19 protein-coding genes are annotated in these 21,701 nt (G+C 70.9%); 15 read left to right on the forward strand and 4 right to left on the reverse strand.

Going from position 1 to position 21,701, the window contains the following annotated elements:
• Positions 1-71 precede the first annotated feature (71 nt).
• On the forward strand, positions 72-1,898 hold the full coding sequence (locus ACZ63I_RS03705; protein WP_469334948.1) for an MFS transporter: 1,827 nt from the start codon (positions 72-74) through the stop codon (positions 1,896-1,898).
• Between the two features lie 36 nt (positions 1,899-1,934).
• Here ACZ63I_RS03705 and ACZ63I_RS03710 read toward each other — a convergent pair whose 3' ends face one another.
• Positions 1,935-2,582, reverse strand: a complete 648-nt coding sequence (locus tag ACZ63I_RS03710) for a TMEM175 family protein (RefSeq protein WP_469334950.1) — start codon at positions 2,580-2,582, stop codon at positions 1,935-1,937.
• Positions 2,583-2,824: 242 nt separating this feature from the next.
• Here ACZ63I_RS03710 and ACZ63I_RS03715 point away from each other — a divergent pair, with 242 nt between their 5' ends.
• The 3 genes from ACZ63I_RS03715 to ACZ63I_RS03725 all read left to right on the forward strand — a co-directional run bounded on the left by ACZ63I_RS03715 (position 2,825) and on the right by ACZ63I_RS03725 (position 5,502).
• Positions 2,825-3,397, forward strand: coding sequence for a hypothetical protein (locus ACZ63I_RS03715; RefSeq protein ID WP_469334952.1), 573 nt, complete (start codon positions 2,825-2,827; stop codon positions 3,395-3,397).
• 130 nt (positions 3,398-3,527) lie between these two features.
• A complete protein-coding gene (locus ACZ63I_RS03720; protein WP_469334954.1) occupies positions 3,528-4,511 on the forward strand; it encodes an NAD-dependent epimerase/dehydratase family protein in 984 nt (327 codons plus the stop codon).
• Between the two features lie 4 nt (positions 4,512-4,515).
• Positions 4,516-5,502 (forward strand): RNA polymerase sigma-70 factor, encoded by a 987-nt coding sequence (locus tag ACZ63I_RS03725; RefSeq protein WP_469334956.1) that lies wholly within the window; start codon positions 4,516-4,518, stop codon positions 5,500-5,502.
• On the opposite strand, the gene ACZ63I_RS03730 is transcribed toward ACZ63I_RS03725, so the two are convergent.
• Both ACZ63I_RS03730 and ACZ63I_RS03735 read right to left on the reverse strand, forming a co-directional pair.
• Positions 5,483-6,157 (reverse strand): cysteine hydrolase family protein, encoded by a 675-nt coding sequence (locus tag ACZ63I_RS03730; RefSeq protein ID WP_469334958.1) that lies wholly within the window; start codon positions 6,155-6,157, stop codon positions 5,483-5,485. The two genes, ACZ63I_RS03725 and ACZ63I_RS03730, sit on opposite strands and share 20 nt — an antisense overlap.
• A 10-nt stretch (positions 6,158-6,167) precedes the next feature.
• Complete coding sequence (locus ACZ63I_RS03735) at positions 6,168-7,040, reverse strand: AraC family transcriptional regulator (RefSeq protein WP_469334960.1); 873 nt, start codon at positions 7,038-7,040, stop codon at positions 6,168-6,170.
• 93 nt (positions 7,041-7,133) lie between these two features.
• Between ACZ63I_RS03735 and ACZ63I_RS03740 the strand changes: the two genes are divergently transcribed.
• From ACZ63I_RS03740 to ACZ63I_RS03780, 9 genes are all read left to right on the forward strand, one after another.
• Positions 7,134-7,991, forward strand: a complete 858-nt coding sequence (locus ACZ63I_RS03740) for an SDR family oxidoreductase (protein WP_469334962.1) — start codon at positions 7,134-7,136, stop codon at positions 7,989-7,991.
• Between the two features lie 105 nt (positions 7,992-8,096).
• Positions 8,097-8,738, forward strand: coding sequence for a superoxide dismutase (locus ACZ63I_RS03745; protein ID WP_469334964.1), 642 nt, complete (start codon positions 8,097-8,099; stop codon positions 8,736-8,738).
• 343 nt (positions 8,739-9,081) lie between these two features.
• Entirely contained in the window at positions 9,082-9,879 is a 798-nt protein-coding gene (locus ACZ63I_RS03750) for an HAD family acid phosphatase (protein WP_469334966.1), read from the forward strand.
• Between the two features lie 286 nt (positions 9,880-10,165).
• Complete coding sequence (locus ACZ63I_RS03755; protein ID WP_469334968.1) at positions 10,166-11,698, forward strand: hypothetical protein; 1,533 nt, start codon at positions 10,166-10,168, stop codon at positions 11,696-11,698.
• A 477-nt stretch (positions 11,699-12,175) separates the two neighbouring features.
• Positions 12,176-14,092: a sensor histidine kinase gene (locus ACZ63I_RS03760; RefSeq protein WP_469334970.1), complete on the forward strand. Its 1,917-nt coding sequence runs from the start codon at positions 12,176-12,178 to the stop codon at positions 14,090-14,092.
• 99 nt (positions 14,093-14,191) lie between these two features.
• A complete protein-coding gene (locus ACZ63I_RS03765) occupies positions 14,192-14,581 on the forward strand; it encodes a roadblock/LC7 domain-containing protein (protein ID WP_469334972.1) in 390 nt (129 codons plus the stop codon).
• Between the two features lies 1 nt (position 14,582).
• Positions 14,583-14,957, forward strand: a complete 375-nt coding sequence (locus ACZ63I_RS03770; protein WP_041988631.1) for a DUF742 domain-containing protein — start codon at positions 14,583-14,585, stop codon at positions 14,955-14,957.
• Positions 14,947-15,648, forward strand: coding sequence for a GTP-binding protein (locus tag ACZ63I_RS03775; RefSeq protein ID WP_469334974.1), 702 nt, complete (start codon positions 14,947-14,949; stop codon positions 15,646-15,648). The genes ACZ63I_RS03770 and ACZ63I_RS03775 overlap by 11 nt, the downstream gene beginning before the upstream one ends.
• The gene (locus ACZ63I_RS03780; protein WP_469334976.1) at positions 15,645-16,223 is read left to right on the forward strand and encodes a GAF domain-containing protein; all 579 of its coding nucleotides are present in this window, start codon (positions 15,645-15,647) and stop codon (positions 16,221-16,223) included. Before ACZ63I_RS03775 ends, ACZ63I_RS03780 begins: the two co-directional genes overlap by 4 nt.
• 106 nt (positions 16,224-16,329) lie before the next feature.
• Here the strand turns inward: ACZ63I_RS03780 and ACZ63I_RS03785 are convergent, their stop codons facing one another.
• Positions 16,330-17,529 (reverse strand): acyl-CoA dehydrogenase family protein, encoded by a 1,200-nt coding sequence (locus ACZ63I_RS03785; protein WP_469334986.1) that lies wholly within the window; start codon positions 17,527-17,529, stop codon positions 16,330-16,332.
• Positions 17,530-18,147: 618 nt separating this feature from the next.
• On the opposite strand from ACZ63I_RS03785, the gene ACZ63I_RS03790 reads away from it, so the two are divergent.
• Both ACZ63I_RS03790 and ACZ63I_RS03795 read left to right on the forward strand, forming a co-directional pair.
• Positions 18,148-18,648, forward strand: a complete 501-nt coding sequence (locus ACZ63I_RS03790) for a tetratricopeptide repeat protein (RefSeq protein WP_469334988.1) — start codon at positions 18,148-18,150, stop codon at positions 18,646-18,648.
• A gap of 1,835 nt (positions 18,649-20,483) precedes the next feature.
• Positions 20,484-21,662 (forward strand): TerD family protein, encoded by a 1,179-nt coding sequence (locus ACZ63I_RS03795; RefSeq protein ID WP_469334990.1) that lies wholly within the window; start codon positions 20,484-20,486, stop codon positions 21,660-21,662.
• Positions 21,663-21,701: the final 39 nt, after the last annotated feature.

Below are 21,701 nucleotides of genomic sequence, written 5' to 3' on the forward strand. Positions count from 1 at the left end.
TGCCGGACGCGTGGGCGGCGTCCTTCCGAACGGCGGATGAGCGCCAGTCGAACGACACGTGGAGAGCCGCAGTGACCACCGCTGAGCCGACGCGCACGGACGGCAGTACCGTCCCCGCCACCGGGGCGCGAATACGGCCGTCCGCGCCGCCACGCCCCGCGGAGCCGGGCGCGGGTCTGCGGGCGCGGCTGCGCAGGCACCCCGTCCTGCTGACCGCCCTGGTCGCGGCCGTGGTGCATCTGGTGTGGTTCTTCTTCCTCGCGAACAGCGGCGGCGACATCGCGGCCCAGGACGCCTGGGCCGAGTTCGTCGGCCGCCACCCCGACTCCGCGTACAACCTCGCCTGGTACGGCGGCATGCACCCCGTCTCGTACAGCGTGGTCTCGCCGTATCTGATGTCGGTGCTCGGCGTCCGTACGACGATGATGGTCGTCGGTACGGTCTCGGCGGCGCTGACCGCGCTGATCCTGGTCCGGGTCCCGGCCGTCCGCAACCCCGTGTGGTGCTCGTTCGCCGGGGTCTTCGCCTTCCTGTGCAACGCGCTCTCCGGCCGGGTCACCTTCGGCCTCGGCGTGATGTTCGCGCTGGGCGCCGTCGCCGCCGTCTTCTGCTGGCCGCACCGCTGGCGTACGAAACGGTGGGCCAAGGCCGCGGCCGCAGCGCCGCTGGCCGGGCTCGCGACGGCGGCGAGCCCGGTGGCCGGGCTGTTCCTCGGCGTGGTGGCCGCCGCTCTGTTCCTCAACAAGCGCCGCCCGGGGGCGTACGCGCTCGGGCTCGCGCCGGTCGTCGTCGTGGCGGTCTCGGCCTGGCTGTTCCCGTTCTCCGGGACCCAGCCGCTGTCGCTCGGGTCGGCCTCGCTGCCGTTCGTCTTCGCCGTGCTGGTCTTCGTCCTCGTACCGGTCAACTGGCGCACGGTGCGTACGGCGGCCGCCGTCTACGGCATCGGTACGGTGCTGACCTTCCTGATCAGCTCGCAGATCGGGTCGAACGTGTCCCGGCTCGCGATGATCATCGGGGGCGTCGTGCTGCTGGCGGCGCTGCCGTACGCGGTGCCGCGCTCCCGCCGCTGGTACGCGGTGCTGATCGCCTTCGCCGGGCTCAACGCCTGGATCGGCTTCAAGGGCATCGACGACATGGTCATCACCGCGCCCACCGCCTCGTGGACCCGCGAGCTGGCGCCGCTGGTGCACCAGTTGCAGCAGAAGGGCGCGGAGAAGGGCCGGGTCGAGGTCGTCCCCGCCAGGAGCCACCGCGAGGCGTCCGCCCTCGCCCCATACGTGAACCTGGCGCGCGGCTGGAACCGCCAGGCGGACATGGAACGCAACCCGATCTTCTACGACGACACGCTCACCAGCGACAACTACCGGGGCTGGCTGGACCGCTGGGCCGTGCACTACGTCGTACTGCCGAAGGGCGACCCGGACACCGGGGCGGCCATCGAGACGACGCTGGTGAAGCAGGGCCAGCCGTATCTGAAGCGGCTGTGGGGCGACGCGAACTGGCAGCTCTACGCCGTCGAGGACCCGATGCCGCTGGCCGACCCGCCGGCCACGGTCGACCGGGCGGGCGCCGGTGAGCTGACCATCCATGTGAAGGCGCCGGGCCGGGTGCTGATCCGCATCCCGTACTCGCCGTGGCTGGGGCTCGTGGACGAGGAGGGCAAGAGCGTCCTGCCGCCGCAGGAGACCGAGAAGTCGAAGGCGGACGACAACGACGACCACCCGAAGGTCTTCACCAACCCCAACGGCTGCCTGATGAAGGCCGAGAAGGACGAGGAGGGCGACGAGTGGACGGAACTGCTCGCCCCCCGGCCCGGGGTCTACCGGCTGGCCGCCCCGTACCAGCTTCCGCGCGGCACGGGCTGCCCGGAGGAGCTGCGCCCGGAGGAACTGCGCTGACGGGGGCGGGCGCCCGCACGGGGCCGGCGCCGACCGTTACTTCGACGCCGACGCCGACGCGTCCGCGTGCTCGGCGGGTACGGGTTCCGCCTTGACGCGACGCACCAGCGCCTGGAGCGGCCCTGCCACGATCCACCAGTACTTGGCCGCGCTCGGGGAGAGCAGGGCGATCGGGACGGACGTGAGGAAGACGGAGACGATCACGACCGACTGCCATACCGACAGCTCGATCTTGCGGCGCGACACGTCCGGCTTGCGCATCCCGGGCCGCAGCAGACGCAGCGCCATCGCGCCCAGCAGGAGGCTGGCGAGGGCGATGCTCGCCGCGTAGACGGAGGTGGCGACGGCGGTGCTCCCGTAGTCGCTGAGGAGTTTCGTCGGGAACGGCAGCCCGGCGACGACGGCCAGCAGGGCCATGTCGAGGTAGAGCAATGTGCGGTCCAGCTCAGCCGCCATACCGAGCAGCCCGTGGTACGAGATCCACAGAATGCCGATGACGAGGAAGCTGAGCAGGAAGCCGCCGACGGAGCCGAGCGCTTCGTGGATGGCGTCGCCGACCTCGTCGTCCGACAGCCCTTCGGGGACCTTCATGTCCAGGGCGAGCAGGGTGATGGCGATCGCGAAAACCGCGTCTCCGAACGCCCGCAGGCGCTCCACATCCAGCCCGAGGTCCGGTCGGCTCATCGTGCGCTCCGCATCGTCATCGTCTCGATCACCGGGGGAGTGTACGCGCAGCGAACGGCCAACTGGCTCATGCCGTTTGAGGGTTCAAGTAATACGGATGGCGGGGCCATCTTGTTCAGTCGGAGGGCTGCGGGATTACTCACGTTGACGCTTACTTAGGTATGCCTAACCTAAGTCGTGTTGATCCCGTCCTGTCCCGTCCCCGCCGCTCCCCACCCCTCTGCTGAGAACGGATGCCTCCCGTGTCATCTCGGACCATCACCCCGACCGCCCCCACCACCACCTCGTCCCCCGCGCTGCGACGGCTGCACGGCGCCGCCGTCGTACGGATCGGCTTCGGCGTCCTGTGGGCCGTCGACGCCACCTTCAAGTGGCTGCCCGGCTTCATCCACGGCCGGACGCTCGGCGACGAGCTGGGGAAGGCCGCCGAAGTGCAGACCCCCGTCATCCACCAGTGGCTGTCGATGTGGCACTCGATCGGCACGGCGAGCCCCACCGCCTTCGCCGTCGGCACCGCCGTCGTGGAGACGCTCATCGCCCTCGGCCTGATCTTCGGGGCCTTCAGCAACCTGGTCTTCGTCGGCAGCGCGCTCTTCTCCTTCGGCATCTGGTCGTCGGCCGAGGGCTTCCACCTGCCGTGGAAGTCGGGCATGACGGATCTCGGCCCTTCGGTCGGCTACATCTTCGCCTCGCTGGCGCTCGCCTACGCCTTCGCCGGTGCGACCTGGAGCGTCGACACCAAGCTCCGCCCGAAGCTCGGCAAGTACGGTCGGCTGAGCAGCCGCAGCCCCGCGGAGATCCCCACCGCCGGCTGAACACCTCTCAGCCGGGCCTGCGCCCCTGTGACGCCGCTCATAGCGGTCACTGTCACAGGGGCGCGGGCCCGCCCGTCCTGTTGTCGAAGCCGCCCGGACCACGCCGGGCGGCCCGGCGGCAGGAGGGGACATGCGCGTACTGGTAGCAGGCGCCACCGGCGTCATCGGCAGCCGACTGGTGCCACTGCTCGGCTCGGTGGGGCACGACGTGATCGCCCTCGTCAGGGCCGAGGGCGGCAGGACGGCCGCGCTGCGCTCGGCCGGGGCGACGACCGTCACGGCGGACGCGCTCGACGGCTCCGCCACCGCCCGCGCCGTACGGAAGGCCCGGCCCGACGCGATCGTCAACATGCTCACCGCCATCCCGGCCCAGCTCGACCCCAAGCACCTCGCACGGGACTTCGAGCGGACCAACCTGCTGCGGACCGTCGGCACCGCCCACCTGCTGGACGCGGGCCGCGCCGCCGGGGTGACGCGCGTGATCGCGCAGGGCCTGGCCTACGCGTACGACCCCGACGGCGGCCAGGAAGGCGGTCCCGACGACGCCGGCGGCCCCGCGACCGAGTCGGCGCCGCTGTGGCGCAGACCGCCCAAGCAGCTCGTGCCCGTACTGGCCGCGCTGACCGAGCTGGAGCGGCGCACCCGCGAGGCGGACGGCCTGGTGCTGCGGTTCGGCCACCTCTACGGCCCCGGTTCCAGCTACGCGGCCGACGGCTCGTTCACCGCGCAGGTCAGGGCGGGCAAGGTGCCGCTGGTCGGCGGCGGCACCGCCACCTTCTCCTTCACGCACGCGCACGACGCGGCCACCGCGATCGTGGCGGCGCTCGACAAGGACGTCACGGGCGCGCTGAACATCGTGGACGACGAACCCGCCAGGATGAGCGCCTGGCTGCCCGTCTTCGCCGAGCTGCTCGGCGCCAAACGCCCCAAGTCCGTACCGGCGGCCGTCGCCCGGCTCGCCGTCGGCGGCTGCGGCGTCGCCTTCATGACCCGGCTGCGCGGCGCCGACAACGCACGGGCCAAAGGGACACTCGACTGGCGTCCCCGGTACGCGTCGTGGCGTACCGGCTTCGCGAGCGAACTGACCGACAGGGCCGACACGGAGAGCAGGTAGCGGGATGGGCCAGGGACACGACCCGGCGGGGGACGAGGTCCGGGACGAGGTGCGGGGCGAGGTGCGGGACGAGGTCCGGGGCGAGGCCAGGGACGAGGCCAGGGACGAGGTGCGGGACGAGGAACGCGAGCGGGCGACCGAGGAGTTCGAGCGGTACCGGCCGCTGCTGCTGGGGCTCGCCTACCGGCTCCTCGGCAGCATGTGGGACGCCGAGGACATCGTCCAGGACGCCTATCTGCGCTGGACGCGGACGGACACGACCGCCGTACGCGAGCCGCGCGCCTTCCTCGTGACCGTCGTGTCGCGGCTCGCGCTCGACGAGTTGAGGTCCGCCCGGGTCACCAGGGAGGCGTATCCGGGCCCTTGGCTGCCCGAGCCCGTACCGACCGACGACCTCGGCCCGCTGGAGACGGCGGCGCTGCGCGACACCGTCTCGTACGCGACCGTCCATCTGCTGGAGCGGCTCACCCCGCCCGAGCGCGCGGTGTTCGTGCTGCGGGAGGCCTTCGACCTGCCGTACGACGCCATCGCCACGACCATCGGCGCCAGCCAGGCCAACTGCCGGCAGATGTACCACCGGGCGCGCGGCCATCTCACCGAGGACCGCGAGCGGTTCAGGCCCTCGCGGGAGGAGCACGCCAACCTCCTCAACCGGTTCCTGGCGGCGGCGGGCAGCGGCGACCTGGCTGAGCTGACCGCGCTGCTCAGCGAGGACGTCGTCTCCTGGAACGACGGCGGAGGCAAGGTCAGGGCCGCGCTGCGGCCGGTGGCGGGACGCGACAACGTCATCGCCTTCCTCGGCGGGCTGGTGCGCCGCTACGCCCTGGGCGAGCTGCGGATCGTCGAGGTCAACGGCGAGCCCGCGCTGCTCACGAGCCTGGACGGCAGGCACCAGTACGTGGGGATCGAGATCGCCGACGGGCGGATCCGGACGATCTACGCGGTGCTCAACCCGGACAAGCTCACCCGCCTCACGGCGTCGGTGCGCTGACCCCGGTCACCACCTCGGCTGTGGTGCACACACCGACCCCGAGGCCGCTGAGTTCGGCGGGTGCGTCGGCGGTCCAGCGGGACAGCGCGTCGCAGACGGCGACGGTGCGCAGATCGCGTTCCGTCGCGTCGACGAGCGTGGCGCGCGGGCAGTTCGGATAGTTGCATCCGGCGACGACCACGGTGCTCACATCGAGATCGCGGAGGGTGGTCAGCAGTGAGGTGTCGTAGAAGGCGCTCCAACGCGGTTTGTACAGCGCGTACTCGTAGGGCCCGCCGTCCGGGCGGGCCCCGCCGTCCGACAGCGGCTGGGCGGCGCCGGACAGCAGCAGCTCAGGGTCCAACTCCGGTGCGCCGGACGGCGCGAGCCCTTCGGCGAGCTGCGATCCCGCCGAGTGGGGCGCCACGATCCGGGCACCGGAGGCGAGCAGGGATCTGCGGTTCAGGTCGGCGTTGCTGCCGTCGGGCAGATAGAGCCGTACGGCGTGTACGACGGGACGGCCCGCCGCGCGGAAGGCCGCCGCGAGCCGGCCGACGGCGGGCAGGATCTCGCTGGTGCCGGGGACGGCGTGCGGTCCTTCGGAGAGGAAGTCACGCTGGAGGTCGACGGTCAGCAACGCGCTGCGGTGCCACTCGGGGCGGGTGTGGAGGTCCATGCCGGGGAGGCTAGGGCCGGTCGGCGCCGCCGGCTTGTACGTCGTTGCGCGGGCGGGCGAACCGGCCGGGCGGCGAGCCGAACGTACGGCGGAAGTGCCGGTGCAGATGCGCCTGGTCGTAGAAGCCGCTGTCCGTGGCCGCGCGGCTGACCGTGTGCCCGGCCGTCAGCAACTGCTGCGCCAGCCGCAGCCGTTGCTGGACGAGATAGCCGTGCGGGGTGAGGCCCGTGGCGGCGCGGAAGGCGCGCAGCAGCCGGAAGCGCGGCAGCCCGGCCGCGTCGGCGAGTTCGTCGAGCGTCGGGGTGTACTGGAGGTCGTCGGTCAGCCGCCGCTGGACCCTGGCGACCGCACCATCGGGGAGGCCGGGGGGACCGGCCGCTTCGGATGGCGGTGACGGGCCGCCGCCGGACGCGTGCGCGTGCAGCACCGTCGCCAGCGTCTCCAACAATGCCTCGCGCGCCCGCAGTTCCGAGGTCTCCGGGCGGTGCAGCAGCCGGTGCAGCCGTACCAACCGGGCTGCCAGGCGCGGATCGTACGGGGTGGCCACCCCGAACCTCGGCCGGTGCCCGGCGACTTCGGCGAGCAGGCCGGGCGGCACGTAGAACACCCGGTAGTCCCAGCCTTCCGCGACGGCTGGCCGTCCCGCGTGCAGGGTCTCGGCGTCCAGCAGGAGCAGGCTCCCGGCGGGCGCCCGCTCGGTGGCGCCCCGGTACCGCACGGCCTCGACACCGCGCTCGACGGCGGCGATCGCGTACTCGCTGTGCGCGTGCGGGGTGAACCGGTGCGACCGGAACGAGGCCGTCACGAGCCGGACGTCGGCGGCACCCGGCGCGTACCGGTGGCGCACCCGGTCGGCATCCGGCCGTGTCGCTGCGCGCTCCATGGGGACGACATTACGCCGGTTGACTTCAACCTCTGTTCAACTTCTAGCGTGGTGATGACAAGCCGTACAAAACCTCCGGGAAAGGACAGCGCCATGCCGTCAGCGAAGAGCACGCTCGTCATCGGAGCGACCGGCAAGGTAGGCCGGGCCGTGACCGCCCTTCTCGCCTCCGGCCGCTCGCCGGTACGGGCATTCGTCCGCGACCCGGAGAAGGCGAGACTGCCCCGGGGTGTCGAAGCCGTACCGGGCGACCTCACCGCGCCCGACACCCTGCGGGCGGCGCTCGAAGGCGTGGACACGGTCTTCCTGGTCTGGCCGCTGATGGGTCGGCCGGTGGCGCCGGTCATCGACCTGATCGCCGGGAGTGCGCGCCGGCTCGTCCATCTCTCGTCGGAGGGGGTGCCGGACGATGGCACCGAGCCCGGCGACCCCATCACGGAATTCCACACCGAGATCGAACGCCGGATCCGGGCCACCTCGCTGGAGTGGACCTTCGTGCGCTCCGGCGGCATGGCGGACAACGCGCTCGGCTGGGCGCCGCAGATCCGGCAGGGGGACGTGGTGCGCTGGCCGTACGGCGCTGCGGGGCGCGCCCTCGTCCACGAGGCTGACCTGGCCGACATCGCCGTACGCGCCCTGACCACGGATGAGTTGCTCGGCGCCGCCCCGGTGGTGACCGGGCCCGCCGTGCTGACGCAGATCGAGCAGGTGGAGGCCATCGGCGCCGTGCTCGGCCGCCCGCTGCGCTGGTCGGAGCAGCCCAGGGGCGAGGCCAGGGACGCGCTGGTCGGCCTCGGCTGGCCCGGAGCGGCGGCCGACGGCGCGCTCGACGCGTGGGCGGCGATGGTCGACACGCCCGAGCGGGTGAGCCCGGTGTACGAGCGGCTGACGGGGCGGCCGGGGCGCACGTTCCGGCAGTGGGCCGACGACCACGCGGCCGACTTCCGCTGAACCCGCCGTACGGCCGGCTCCCGACGGCCCGCACCGGCGTGGCCCTCTGTTGCTGCTAGCGTGCACTTGCATAAGATGTGCAATAAGCAGTCGGAGGGCTTCCGCATGGCCACATACACGCTTCCTGAACTTCCGTACGACTACGCGGCGCTCGAACCGGTCATCAATCCGCAGATCGTCGAGCTGCACCACGACAAGCACCACGCGGCCTATGTGAAGGGCGCCAACGACACGCTCGACCAGTTGGCCGAGGCGCGCGACACGGAGGCGTGGGGAGCGATCAACGGGCTGGAGAAGAGCCTGGCGTTCCATCTCTCCGGCCACATCCTGCACTCGATCTACTGGCACAACATGACCGGCGACGGCGGCGGTGAGCCGCTGGCCGCCGACGGCGTCGGCGAGCTGGCCGAAGCGATCGCCGAGTCGTTCGGGTCCTTCGCCGGTTTCAAGGCCCAGTTGACCAAGGCGGCGGCGACGACCCAGGGCTCCGGGTGGGGCGTCCTCGCGTACGAGCCGGTCAGCGGCCGGCTGATCGTCGAGCAGATCTACGACCACCAGGGCAACGTCGGCCAGGGCTCGGTGCCCGTGCTGGTCTTCGACGCCTGGGAGCACGCCTTCTATCTGCAGTACAAGAACCAGAAGGTGGATTTCGTCGAGGCGATGTGGAAGGTCGTCAACTGGCAGGACGTCGCGAAGCGGTACACCGCCGCCAAGCAGCGCGCCAACAATTTGCTGCTCGCGCCGTAGCGGCGTTCCGCGCGGGCGGAGAGCGTCCTGCTCGTGATCGTCTTCTCACCTTTCACGTGCGGGCGGAAGGACGGAGCGCCCCGGCGAGGACATGACTCGCCGGGGCGCTTCTGTCGGCGCGCTCCTGCCGACACGCCCTTGCCGACGCGCGCCTGCCGACCGCGACCGTCCGCCCGGTCGTTCGCCGCAGATTTGGCGGCAGTTCACCCGCCGTTCAGATACAGCTCAGACACGGAACGGATATCGATCGGTCAAAGGTCTCGCGCCGCCTCATGTGATGCGCGTAGACAGACGACGGCCCGGCACGTCAGTCGCGGCACGTCGACCCGAAAGGCATCCCCCCATGCGCAAGTCCCTCCAGGCGGCGGGCGTCCTCGCCTCCGTCGCCGTCGCAGGCGCCGTGCTGTACGGAACGGGCGCCGCGAGCGCCGACGGCCACGCCGCCGACCGGCACAGCGCAGAGCCCGAGAACATCGGCCTGCTCGTCGGCGAGATAGACAACTACTACGGCGCGACCCAGAGCGCCGACGGCACCTGGCAGGCGTCGGCGCACAGCCCGTACGCCAAGGACCTCGCCCGCGTCGAGGCGCGCGCCGAGAAGGACATCAGGAACGCGACCGCCACCCCCCGCCGCCACGCGAAGAAGCCGGCGATCGTCCTGGACGTGGACGACACGTCGCTGCTGAGCTTCGACTACGAGCGCGCCACCAACTACGTCTACAACGACGCCACCTGGAACGCGTACGTGGCCAAGGCGAACCGTCCCGCCGTCTTCGGCATGCCCGAACTGGTCGCCTACGCCAAGCAGCGGGGTGTCGAGGTCTTCTTCCTGACCGGGCTGAGCGAGCCGCTGCGCGCCCCCGCCGTACAGAACCTGACGAAGGCCGGATACCACACCGCGCTGGACACGGCGCACCTGTTCACCAAGGACAAGGCCAACCCGCCGGCGTATCTGAGCGACTGCGCCACGGCCGCCGCCTGGAACTGCACCACCGTCCAGTTCAAGGAGGGCACCCGCAAGCACCTGGAGTCTGCCGGCTACGACATCATCGGCAACTTCGGCGACCAGCAGTCGGACCTGACGGGCGGTCACGCCGACAAGGCGTACAAGCTGCCCAACCCGACGTACTACGTCGAGTAGACAGCTCCCCTCCCCGGCCGCCTCCCGGTTTTTCCCCGGCCTCCCCCGGCCTCTCCTTGGTCCTGCGCGGTCCTTCGCGGCCCTTCGGACGGGTCGTCATGTCGGCGGGGCCGCTGATCTGTGGAGATCCCTGGACTCCCGCGTGTGAGCCTTGACGAAGCTGAAGCAGGCGTTCCGGACGGGGCTTCCGCTGCCTTGCGGACAGGGGTACGGTTCTGCGCAGTGATCATGGTCCTGCCCTGGACCTCACGACCGACGCCCATGGCTGTGAGGATGAGTCTGCCGCGTGACGACCGATCAGAGCACGACAGCCGACACCGAACAGCGGCCCCCTACGCTGCTCCGGGTCCTGCTGGAGCGGCTCAACTGGGCCAAGTTCGCCGTCTTCGACGTGCAGTTCAACCTCGCGGCGCGCAGGGCGGCCAAGGAGTACGAGAACAGCCGCCTCGGCAGCGTCTCGGTGTCCAGGATCACCTTCAAGCGCTGGCTGGCCGGCACCCAGTCGCCGCAGGGCGACGCGGCGACGGTGCTGGCCTTCATGCTCGGCGTCGAGGTGGACCTGCTGCTCCAGCGCGTGCCCAGCCGCGAGGTGGTGCCGGCCCGGCTGCCGCACGGCGCCTCGCTCACGGCCGCGCGCACCCTGGACGCCCTGTGGTCCACCTCGTCCCTGTCGCCCACCGAGTCGGCGCCCGGCACCGGCGGGCTCTGGTACCTGGACGGGCTCGGCATCTTCGACGGCACGGCCGTGCCGGTCCAGATGTACGAGGCGTCCCCGCACGACGACTGCGTGCTGATCGAGATGGCCGACAACCCCCATCTGCGCGCCTTCGTCCAGCCGGCCAGACGCGCCCTGCTGCTGGCCTCGCTCGGCGGGCACGGCGGCGAAGGGCTGTTCGTGCTCGACTCGGGCCGCGCGCGGAGCCAGCTCAACAGCGACCCGCGCGAGATGCTGCCCGTCCCTGAGCCCTACCGGCTGGACGACCTGACCTTCGGCATCCTCTGGGCGACGCTCAACCTGGAGGACAGCCTCCTCGCCGACGACCATGTCCTGGACTACGAGATGCGGGAGCTGTCGCACCACCACGCGCGGCCCCGCTCGGCGGTGGCCAGGTCGGCGGTGCCCGAGCTGTCGGGGGTGGGCGCCGCCTGGCTCGGCTCCGCCTTCTGCTCCCTGCACATCGACCGCCATCTCGAAGAGGCCACCGAGCCACCGCTGTTCTGGTCGCGCGAGCAGACGGGCGAGGAGGCGGCCGGCTGGCTGTTCTTCCGGCACAAGCACCTGTATCTCGCCCAGGCGACCGACCGGTTCGCCGGGACCCGGGACCAACTCGGGCACGCCTTCTGCGTGCCGGAGATGGCCGTCAAGAACAGCGAGCGCTACGAGCGGATCCTGCTCTTCCTCGCCGTCGCGATGATGGAGATGTACGGCTTATCGGTGTGGGTCTGCACGGAGGAGGAGTACTCCCAGATCGACGGATTCGTCCTGGCGCCGTCCCACCGGGCGATCATCGCCAACTGGCTCCGCTCGGACGGCATCTGGCAGGTCGACATCACGGAACAGCGCTCCCAGGTGCGCACGTACACCGAAGCGCTCCAGCATGCCCGTACGCACAGCGTCATGGCGGGCCCGACCCCGGCGTACCGGCTGCGGGCGCTCGCCGCGTACCTGGATATCGACTGGGGCTGGCTGGTGCGCCGGTGCGCCGAGATGGGCGCGTACGGCAGCAGCGGCATGCTCAGACCGCGCAGCCGGCTGCTGAGCATGGAGAAGCTCGACGGCGTGCTGCGGTTCGTCGGTGAGCTGGGTGTGATGGCTTGAACGGGCGCTGTCCCGGGCAAGAACGCTTTGGGAGGTTTCTCCTTCACAGCCGCCACACGCGCTCCACAGCGGCCCCACACCGAGCGGTCGTTACGGTCGCCGTTTTTGCCCGTACGGGTCGTTCGGCGATCGTTTCGGCGTCGCCTCGGGTCGCCGAAGGGGTGACGTTCCGGGGGCGGCGTCGCATTTGTCGGCTTCGGAGTACGGGAGTTGACGGCGGGGTCCGCCGGATCCGGCGCGAAACGACCGTAAAACGATCCCGCTCGGCCGTGGCGACGATCACGGATAACCAGCAGGCTAGGTCCTGCTACCGGAAGCGGACGACGCCGGACCTCCGCGCGCTCGAACCGGCTGCGCGTGCCGACAACGGAATCCGGCTGTCCGTCCCTCTGTGAAGGCTGCCCTGTCTTAACGCCGGCTCGGCGGTGGTCCCGCGTGGCCCCGCACCCGCCGGTCCCTGTCGTACCGAGGACACAGATGCCTGAACTCTCCCCGCACGCCCCGCAGGCCGACCGCCGCGAGGGCGGCAGGCGGCGCGGAAAAGCGCCCGCCCGGAATCTGGCGACGGAGAGCGGTCTGCGCTCCCGGATCAGACGGATACTCCTGGTGCCCGCTGTCGCCGTCGTCGTGGGCGCCGCCGCCGTCTGGGGCGCGACGCGCTACTCCCACGACACCCAGGTGAAATGGGCCGTCGCCGCACTGGCGGCGGCCCTGTGCGCGGTGAGCTTGGTCCTGGCCGGCCGGCAGGCGGCGCGGGTCGCCTCCGCCGTGCACAAGCAGCGGGTGGAGAACGCCACCGTCGCCCGGCAGTGGGTCGAGCGCTTCGAAGCCGTCTCCGTCGAGGGCCAGAAGAACGTGGCCCGGCTGCTGGAGCAGGTCAGCCGCGGCGAGCGGCCGCAACTGCCCGTCGAGTCGGCGGAGTCGGTGCCCGGCGGCAACCCGTTCGCCGACTTCGAGCACACGCTGCGCACCGGCCAGCACGAAGCCCTGGAGGCCGTCGCCCAGGCCGCGGCCCGCCAGCAGGTCGACGTCTTCGTCAACATCGCGCAGCGGCTGCACGCCCTGGTCAACCGGGCGCTGGCCCGGCTGGACGAGCTGGAGAGCGAGGTCGAGGACCCGGACCTGCTCGGCGGTCTGTTCGGCGTCGACCACCTCGTCACCCAGTTCCGCCGCCAGGTGGAAAGCCTCGCCGTCATGGGCGGCGCCGTGCCCCGCCGGATCAACAAGCCCGTCCCGCTGCCGACCGTGCTGCGCCAGGGCGTCGCCGAGATCGAGCAGTACGCGCGCGTACGCGTGATCCAGCCGCCCGAGGGCACGCTGCCCGGGTTCGCGGCGGCCGAGGTCATCCATCTGCTCGCCGAACTGGTCGAGAACGCGGCCCGGTTCTCCTCGCCGGACACCCAAGTGACGCTGCGCGCCGAGCGGGTGCCCGCGGGGCTCGCCATCGAGATCGACGACCGGGGTCTGCCGATGCCGGCCGACAAGCTGGTACGGATGAACGAACTGCTCGCCAAGCCGGACCACTTCGACATCCGCGCGCAACTGGAGGACGGCCGGATCGGGCTGTTCGTGGTCGCGCAGATAGCCCGCCGCCACAACATCGAGGTCGCGCTGCGGCGCAACATCTACGGTGGCAACCAGGCCGTTGTCGTCCTGCCGAACACCCTGATCAACGCGCTGCCCGACGAGGCCGGTCCGGCAGTGGTGGCCAACGCGGCGGCGGCGCCCGCCCCCGTACAGGCCCAGTCCCCGGCCCAGTCCCAGGCGCACTCCCAGGCCCAGTCCCAGGCCCAGGGCGCGGGCGCGGGGCACGCGCAGCAGGGGCACGCGCCCGTGGCGACCGCCGCCCGGCCCGCCGCCTCCGTACCGGCGCAGCGCCGGGGCGACACCTCGCGGCCGCTGCCCGCCGAGTCGGCGTCCGGTTCGGTCCACAGCATCGGCTCGCAGTCGCAGTCACGGCAGTCCAACTCGCCGAGGCACGGCCAGTCGCGCGGCCAGGGACCGGGCCAGTCGCAGCCGCGCGGACCGGTGCCCGCGCAGGTGTCGGCGCAGCCGTCCCGGGTCCCCGCCTCCTCCTCGTCTTCCGGCTCCGGCTCCGGCTCCGACTTCGCAGGTTCGCCGTCCGCGCCGCTGCCCCAGCGGCGTACCGCGCCATCGGCTCCCGCGGCCGAGGAAGCGCCGGCCGCCGACGGCAGACCGCTGCTGCCCAAGCGCAGCGAGATGTTCCGGCCGCCGGAGCTGCCGAGCCTGACCGAGGACCGCGACCGCGAAGTCGTCGCCCCCAACCCGCAGCTCATGGCCCGCTTCGCCTCCGGTATCCGGCTCGCCACGGCGGACGACAGCGCAACAGGACCGACGGAACCCGACAGCGACCACAGCGACCGCACCCGCTGACCACGCGCGACCGGGACTTCCGGGTCCGACCAACCATTTACGGAGTCACTCATGCCGAACGACGTTTTTCCTGCGCCACAGTCAGACCTTGACTGGCTGATGGCCGACTTCATCAGGCGCGTCCCCGGTACGGAAGGCGCCGTCCTGGCGTCCAGCGACGGTGTGCGCAAGCACTCGCACGGCCTCAGCATCGACGAGGCCGACAAGCTCAGCGCGATCAGCACCGCCCTGTGCTCGCTGGCGGGCGGCGTCCGTGACATCAAGGGGCCCGCCGACGGCAGAGTCCGGCAGGTCGTCGTCGAGCACGACAACGCGCTGCTGTTCGTGTCGATGGCGGGACCCGGCGCCGTCCTCGGCGTCCTCGCTTCCGACACCGCCGACCTGGGCGCCGTCGGCTTCGAGATGGGGCAGCTCGTCAAGAGCGTCCCCGAACACCTCAGTACGCCACCGAGGCTGCGGACCTCCCCGGCCGGCGAAGTGGCGCGCTGACATGGGAGCTTTAGACGGCACCCCCTGGGTGGACGACGACGAGCACGAGGTCCGTCCGTACGCGCTGACCGGCGGCCGGACCGTACCGACCAACAACATGAGCCTGACCTCGCTGCTCAAGGCGCGTGCCACGGCGCCCTCGGGCTATCTGAGCCCCGAGGCCGCCCAGGCGCTGGCGCTCTGCCGCGGCGAGGCCCGCTCGGTCGCCGAGGTGGCTGCCACGCTCCAGCAGCCCGTACAGGTGGCCAAGATCCTGCTGTCCGATCTGCTCGACGCGGGCGCCCTGATCATGGCGATGCCCAGCAGAACCGCAGATCCCAAAGACCCGCACCTCCTGGAGGCAGTGCTTGAGGGCCTACGAACCTATGTCATCTGACGATCCCATCGCCCTGAAGATCGTGGTCGGGGGCGGGTTCGGCGTCGGCAAGACCACCATGATCGGCGCGGTCAGCGAGATCAAGCCGCTGTCGACCGAGGAGACGCTCACCGCAGCGAGCAGCGGGACGGACCGGCTGGAGGGGGTGGAGAACAAATCCACCACCACCGTGGCGCTGGACTTCGGCCGCATCACGCTCCGGCGGCAGAACCTGGTCCTGCTGCTGTTCGGCACCCCCGGCCAGGAGCGCTTCTGGTTCACCTGGGACGACCTGTCCCTGGGCGCCATCGGCGCGGTCGTCCTGGCCGACACCCGCCGGCTGCTGGACTGCTTCGCCGCCGTCGAGTACTTCGAACGCCGCAACGTCCCCTTCGTCGTCGCGGTCAACGAGTTCGAGGCCGACGACGCGTACCGCTACAGCCCGGAGGAAGTGCGGGACGCGCTCGAACTCAAGCCTGACGTACCGGTCCTGCTCTGCGACGCCCGAGACCCGGCGTCGGCCAGGCAGGTACTGATCACGCTCGTGTCGTACGCGCACTCCGTCTCCGTCCGTGCCGCGCAGAGCGCGCAGGCATCCGCGCAGACGCAGAGCGCGCAGGCATCCGTGCAGGCCGCGCAGGCATCCGCACAGACAGCGCCGACATCCGCACAGACCGTTCAGCATTCCAGCAGCCTGGGAGCTCCCCAATGACCTATGACACCGAAGCGGGTCTCTACCTGCCGTCGCCCGACTCCGAGCTGGGGCGGCGCGAGCAACGACTGCGCGAGCTGGGTCTGGGGGACGTGCCCGACGTGGAGTTCGACGCGTTCGCCTCCCGGCTCGCCGAGGCGGCCGGCGCGCCGTACGCGATGGTCAACTTCATCACCGGGCACCAGTTCTTCGCCGGCCTGCACACGCCGACGGGACCGCCGGACGCGCGGGGCCTCGACCCGGCGGGCAACGTCGCCGAGGTGGGCCGCTCCATGTCGCGCGACCACGGCTACTGCCCGGACGTGCTGAACCGGCGCCGCGCGCTGGTGCTGCCGGACGTCTACGCGTACCCGAGATTCGCCTCGAACGAGGTGGTCGACCTGATCGGGATCCGTACGTACGCGGGGGCCCCGCTCATCGACGAGCGGACGGACACGGTGCTCGGCACCGTCTGCTTCGTCGGCACGGAGCCGCGCGGCAAGGAGACGGGCCGGGACACCCTGCAGCTCATCAAGGAGAGCCGGGACCAGCTCATGAACCTCATCTACGACCGCACGGGCGGCGCGCCGAGGTAGCGGGTAACTGACCGGGTCTGCCACCGGCCGATGACCGGGCGTCGTCGGCCGGTCATCGGTTGGGGGCGTGCTCCCGGTACGCGGCCGCGGTCGCGACCGCGGCCGCTCAGCGGAGGGCTTCGGCCGCCACGGGAACGGCTGCCAGCCGCTGTGACCAGGCACCCTTCGAGGTGCCCATCGCCACTTCGGCGAGCCGGATGAGCTGGACGTCGGAGGTGCCCGCCGGCGCGAAGATATGGAACGCGTCGCGGGTGTAGCGCTCGATCGGCCGGTCCGTCGACAGGCCGATCCCGGCGTGGATCTCCATGGCGGCGCGCGCCGAATCCATCGCCGACTCGACGTTGATGAGCTTGGCGTTCATCAACTCGGCGTCACAGGGCAGACCTTGATCCAGCAGATGCACCGCGTGGTACGCGGTGAGCTTCGCGGTCATCAGCCGGGACTGCATCTGTCCCAACTTCTGCTTGATGGTGGGCAGTTCGGCGAGCGCGGCGCCGTAGCGCTGACGGCTCGTGACGAACTTGACGGTCTCCTCGACGATCGCCCGGTGGATACCGAGGGAGACCGCGGTCAGATTCGCCCGCCCGTAGAGGATGCTGGACGAGTACGCGACGGGCAGCCCGTCCCCCTCGTTGCCCAGCAGATTCGCCGCCGGGACGCGGCAGTTGTCGAAGATCAGCTCGCCGAACGAGAAGCCGTGCAGGCCCATCGCGGGGCGGTGCGGGGCGAGCGAGAAGCCGGGCCGGTCGGACTCCACCAGGAAGGCCGAGAGCCCCTTGCTGCCGGGTCCTGTCCGTACGACGACCCCGTGCAGATCGCCGACGTGCGAATTGCCGACGAACACCTTGCGGCCGTTGAGGATGTAGTCGTCACCGTCGCGGTGGGCCGTCGCCTCCATACCGAGGACGTGCCCGCCCGAACCGGCCTCGGTGACGGCGATGGTGGGCAGGCAGTCGCCGGCCGCGATCTCGGGCAGCCAGGCCTTCTTCTGGGTGTCGCTGCCGAAGTGGATGATCTTGGCGACACCGAGCTGGGACGCCTGGACCATGGCGCCCATGGCGCCGCTGACGCGGGCCAGTTCCTCGATGATGATCGTCTTCGACAGATGGCCGGCCCCCATGCCGCCGTACGTACCGTCGATCGTGACGCCGAGCCACCCCTGCCGGGCGATGAGACGGGAAAGTTCGTACTGGACGGCCCGTGACGCTTCCATCTCGGGGATCCGGGGCCGTACCTCGGCTTCGGCGAAAGTTCTGACCTGATTCCTCAGACGTTCATGGCTCTCTGTGGTGAAGTAGCCGCTCATTCTTCTAACAGCCCTCTCTTGCGGGTCATCAGTCAGCGTGCCTGAGCTAGGTTCACGAAGCGATTTGCGCATGGCCGGTGGGGGTGACACTCCACAGTGACGAGCAAACGCTTTCGTTGCAGCAGCGCCCTGGGGTCGTTTGAGGGTCGCTTACGGAACCGGTTACACCACGTGCATGTCTGACTATCGACCGTTCATGTGCCTTCTTGGCGTTTTGTCGACTCAGCCACAATCGCCAAACGACCACGAAACGATCCCGAAGGGATCTGGGAACGACCGGTAACGCCAACTAACGATCAGTGAGCGCGCCCGAAGGCGGCTGCGTGAACGTGTCGGAGGACACGTTTAAGGGGGCGCGGAACGGGGTTGAGTATGCGATCCGGCTATGCGAGGAGCATGTGCCGGGGGTGGTGCGGGCCGGGAGGGGGGGCGACCGCAGGGCCGCCCCTGAGGTTCGAGTGTCGCGGCTCCGGTCCGGCTGAGCGTCCACCCCGGCCGGGTATCGGCCGGGACTCATGCCCCGCTGGTCACTGCGCGTGGGGGGCAAATCGGTGGCGTGGAGTGCGGCGGCGTCAGCAGGATGGCCGGTGCGGGATCCGACCGACGAGGGGAACAGTGATGGATCAGCAGTGGGAACAGCGGAACGGGGAGTTGTGGGCCTCCATGGACACGATGCCGGAGGAGGAGTTCCTGGCGGCGATGGACAAACTCGTCGGCGAACTGCCCGCCGGTGACCCGGTGGCCTCGTTCGAGCGGGCCGCCGCCCTGGACTCGACGGGCCACACCGACCGAGCGGTGCCGCTGTACGAGGAGGCGCTGAAGGGGGAGCTGCCGGGGGAGCGGCGCCGACGCGCGGTGATCCAAATGGCCAGCTCGCTGCGGAGCCTGGGCCGTCCGGAGAGGACCATCGAGCTGCTGACGAAGGAGCAGGCCGCGGGCGAGGACCACTTGAGCGACGCGATCAGCGCGGTCCTGGCGCTGGCCCTGACGGACGTGGGCCGCGAGCGCGAGGCGGTGGCCATCGCGGTAACAGCCCTGGCCCCCCACCTCCCGCGCTACCAAAGATCGATGGCGAACTACGCCCGCCAACTGGTCACCCCCACCGCCACCGACGCGTGAGCCCGCTGGGGCGGGGCGGTTGCGCGGGGGGTGCGGGGGTGCGGGGGTGCGTGGTGGCGGGTGCTTGGCGGGGTGCGGGTGAGTGCGCATGGGCCGGGGGTTGGGTGGGCCGGAAAGATTAGCCGCCCGTAGGGCCGCCCCCTGAGGTTTCAGTGTCGCGGCTCCGGTCCGGGCGTCAAGGGCGCTCCTGCGTCGCGTCGCTCCGCGATGGGCTGCGCCCACCCTTGACCCCCGAACCTCCACCGCAAGTACCTCTTTTTTGGGGGGGGCGGCCGGGGGGACCACGGGCAAGCTGGGATCGCGGTGACGGCTGCTCGGCCGGGTGCGGGTGCCGCGCGGCGGTTGTGTGGGGCGACTCGGCCCGTCTCGGCGTCCACCCCCACCGGGTAGTGGTTGCGACTCATGCCCCGCTGGTCACTGGGGGTGGCCGGGTGCGGGTGAGTGCGCATGGGCCGGGGGTTGGGTGGGCCGGAAAGATTAGCCGCCCGTGGGGCCGCCCCCTGGGGTTTGAGTGTCGCGGTTGCGGTCCGGGCGTCAAGGGCGCTCCTGCGTCGCGTCGCTTCGCGATGGGCTGCGCCCACCCTTGACCCCCGAACCTCCACCGCAAGTACCTCTTTTTGGGGGGGGGCGGCCGGGGGGACCACGGGCGGGCTGGGTTCGCGGTGGCGGGTGCTTGGCCGGGTGCGGGTGCCGCGCACCGGTTGCATGGGGCGACTCGGGCCGTCTCGGCGTCCGCCCCCGCCGGGTAGCGGCTGAGTCTCATGCCCCGCTGGTCACTGCGAGTGGGTGGGGTGGGTGTGACTGGGGTGACGGGGGATGGTCGTGGGGCGTCGGTCCCGGGCCTTTTGCGTGGGGGGTTGCGTTAAGCGCGCCGCAGGGCGCATTAGGCCGGTGGGGGCACCCGGTGGGTGGGACGGGTGTGACTGGGGTGGCGGGGGATGGCTCCTGGGGCGGCCATCTGGTGCCTTTTGCGTGGGTGGTTGCGTTAAGCGCGCGTCGGGGGGCATCAGGCCGGTGGAGTGTCCGAGCGGTGGGGCGGGTGTGGCCTGTGTGCCCAGGGGGCAGCCGAAAGGGGCTGCGAGTAGCCGCCCGCGCAACAGGCCCGGCCGAGTCTCCACTTCCGCCCCGTCGTCAGGCCCATTCGTGGGCTGGGTGCCCTCTACAGCGCCCCTAACGCAACGCCCGACGCATAAGGCGCCCGACGGCCGCCCCACAAGCTATCCCGCGTCTCTCCCGTCACACCCGCCCCGCCGCCGGGGTCGCTCCATCAGCCGGGTGCGCCCTACGGCGCGCTTAACGCAACCACCCACGCAAAAGGCGCCCAAGAGCCGCCCCAGGAGCTATCCCTCGTCACTCCAGTCACACCCGTCCCACCCACCGGCCCAACCACCCGTCACCAGGGCATTCTCCCGGCCTGCCCCCACCCAACAGTGACCAGCGGGGCATGAGTCGCAACCGCTACCCGGTGGGGGTGGGCGCCGAGACGGGCCGAGTCGCCCCATGCAACTGCCGCGTGGCACCCGCACCCGGGCAAGCAGCCGTCACGACGGGCGGTCTGGTCCGTGGTGCCCCCGGGCCGCCCCCCCCTCAAAGAAGCACTTGCGGTGGAGGTTCGGGGGTCAAGGGTGGAGCGCAGCGGAATCGGCGTAGCCGACGCGACGTAGGAGCGCCCTTGATGCCCGGACCGGAGCCGCGACACTCAAAGCTCAGGGGCGGCCCTGCGGTCGCCTGGCCTCTCGGTTCGCGGCGTCCGCCTGTTCGTACCGGTATCCCTATTTGCCGGGCATCCGCCCGACCTGACCCTCCATCATGTGGGGACATCACGGGAGGCTTGAATGATCACGAACCTTGCCAAGGGTGGCAACGCGCCCCTGCCTGCGCTGACCTGCGAAGTCACCCTCCAGGCCCCGACGACGGGGATCGACGTCTCGGCCGTGCTGCTGGCCCCGGACGGCAAGGTGCGGGCCGATGACGACCTGGTGTTCTACAACCACCGCTCCCAGGACGGCGTCGCCCTCCGCGGCCAGACCATCGCCGTCGACCTCGCGGCGCTGCCGGCCTCCGTCGACCGGATCGCCGTCGTGGCGAGCATCGATCCGGAGTTGACCGTCCCGTACTTCGACTCCCGCAGTACCCCCACCGCCGTGATCGACTGCGGTGGTACGCGGATGGCGTTCGTACCGCCGCCGCTCGCCGACCGGGAGACCGTTGCCGTCCTGGTCGAGATCTACCGTCGCGCCGGGGCGTGGAAGATCCGGGCGGTCGGGCAGGGCTGGGACACCGGACTCGCAGGTCTGGCAGAGGATTTCGGCATCGTCGTGGACGACCCCACCCCGGTCCCTGTCCCCGCACCCTCCAGGCCCGCCACTCAGGCAGGCAGCGGCCGTCCCCTCGGCAAGGTCCTGCTCACCAAGGGGGGCCAGGCCAGCATCAGCATGCGCAAGGGCGACTCCACCGTCGTGGTCACCGCCACGCTCGAATGGGACGGTGGCAGTGCGCGACGCCGGCAGGCGGGGGCCGACCTCGATCTGTACGCGCTCTTCGTCCCCCAACAGGCCGTCACGCCACGGGGCACCAAGCCCAACAAGTCGGAAGAGGCCGTGTACTACCGGGACTTGGGGTCCGCCACGGCCTCGCCGTACATCGCCCTGGACGGCGACGCCCAGACACCAGGCAAAGAGACGATCACCATCCGCCGTCCCGACACCCAGGGTTACGTTCTCATCTGCGCCTACAGCGCGGTCGAGAACGGCACCGGGTCATTCGCGTCGTACGGTGCGCGGGCGGTGGTGACCGACGGGCGCGGGTCCACGGTCACGGCTCCCCTGTTCAACAACCGCAACCTCTCCTACTGGGTCGCCATCGCGCTGATCGACTTCACCACACCCGGCCGCATCGACATCCGGCACGTCGAGCGGTACAGCGGGAATCATGTCGAGGCGCGCCCGCTCCTCTACTCCAACGGGAACTTCCGAATGAGCGCGGGCAAGGTCGAGTTCAAGTCCGTCGGCTGACCGATCACGGCGGTATGCTGTATGCACAATCCATGAAAC

The sequence above is a fragment of the Streptomyces sp. NPDC087906 genome (genome assembly GCF_055584925.1).

Bases quoted from the DNA above. Each gene is read 5' to 3' on its own strand.
- ACZ63I_RS03765 (WP_469334972.1), top strand. From the start codon at position 14,192: ATGGCCGACTTCATCAGGCGCGTCCCCGGTACGGAAGGCGCCGTCCTG.
- ACZ63I_RS03770 (WP_041988631.1), top strand. From the start codon at position 14,583: ATGGGAGCTTTAGACGGCACCCCCTGGGTGGACGACGACGAGCACGAG.
- ACZ63I_RS03785 (WP_469334986.1), bottom strand. From the start codon at position 17,529: ATGAGCGGCTACTTCACCACAGAGAGCCATGAACGTCTGAGGAATCAG.
- ACZ63I_RS03775 (WP_469334974.1), top strand. From the start codon at position 14,947: ATGTCATCTGACGATCCCATCGCCCTGAAGATCGTGGTCGGGGGCGGG.
- ACZ63I_RS03745 (WP_469334964.1), top strand. From the start codon at position 8,097: ATGGCCACATACACGCTTCCTGAACTTCCGTACGACTACGCGGCGCTC.
- ACZ63I_RS03735 (WP_469334960.1), bottom strand. From the start codon at position 7,040: ATGGAGCGCGCAGCGACACGGCCGGATGCCGACCGGGTGCGCCACCGG.
- ACZ63I_RS03780 (WP_469334976.1), top strand. From the start codon at position 15,645: ATGACCTATGACACCGAAGCGGGTCTCTACCTGCCGTCGCCCGACTCC.
- ACZ63I_RS03740 (WP_469334962.1), top strand. From the start codon at position 7,134: ATGCCGTCAGCGAAGAGCACGCTCGTCATCGGAGCGACCGGCAAGGTA.
- ACZ63I_RS03795 (WP_469334990.1), top strand. From the start codon at position 20,484: ATGATCACGAACCTTGCCAAGGGTGGCAACGCGCCCCTGCCTGCGCTG.
- ACZ63I_RS03760 (WP_469334970.1), top strand. From the start codon at position 12,176: ATGCCTGAACTCTCCCCGCACGCCCCGCAGGCCGACCGCCGCGAGGGC.
- ACZ63I_RS03750 (WP_469334966.1), top strand. From the start codon at position 9,082: ATGCGCAAGTCCCTCCAGGCGGCGGGCGTCCTCGCCTCCGTCGCCGTC.
- ACZ63I_RS03720 (WP_469334954.1), top strand. From the start codon at position 3,528: ATGCGCGTACTGGTAGCAGGCGCCACCGGCGTCATCGGCAGCCGACTG.
- ACZ63I_RS03725 (WP_469334956.1), top strand. From the start codon at position 4,516: ATGGGCCAGGGACACGACCCGGCGGGGGACGAGGTCCGGGACGAGGTG.
- ACZ63I_RS03710 (WP_469334950.1), bottom strand. From the start codon at position 2,582: ATGAGCCGACCGGACCTCGGGCTGGATGTGGAGCGCCTGCGGGCGTTC.
- ACZ63I_RS03790 (WP_469334988.1), top strand. From the start codon at position 18,148: ATGGATCAGCAGTGGGAACAGCGGAACGGGGAGTTGTGGGCCTCCATG.
- ACZ63I_RS03730 (WP_469334958.1), bottom strand. From the start codon at position 6,157: ATGGACCTCCACACCCGCCCCGAGTGGCACCGCAGCGCGTTGCTGACC.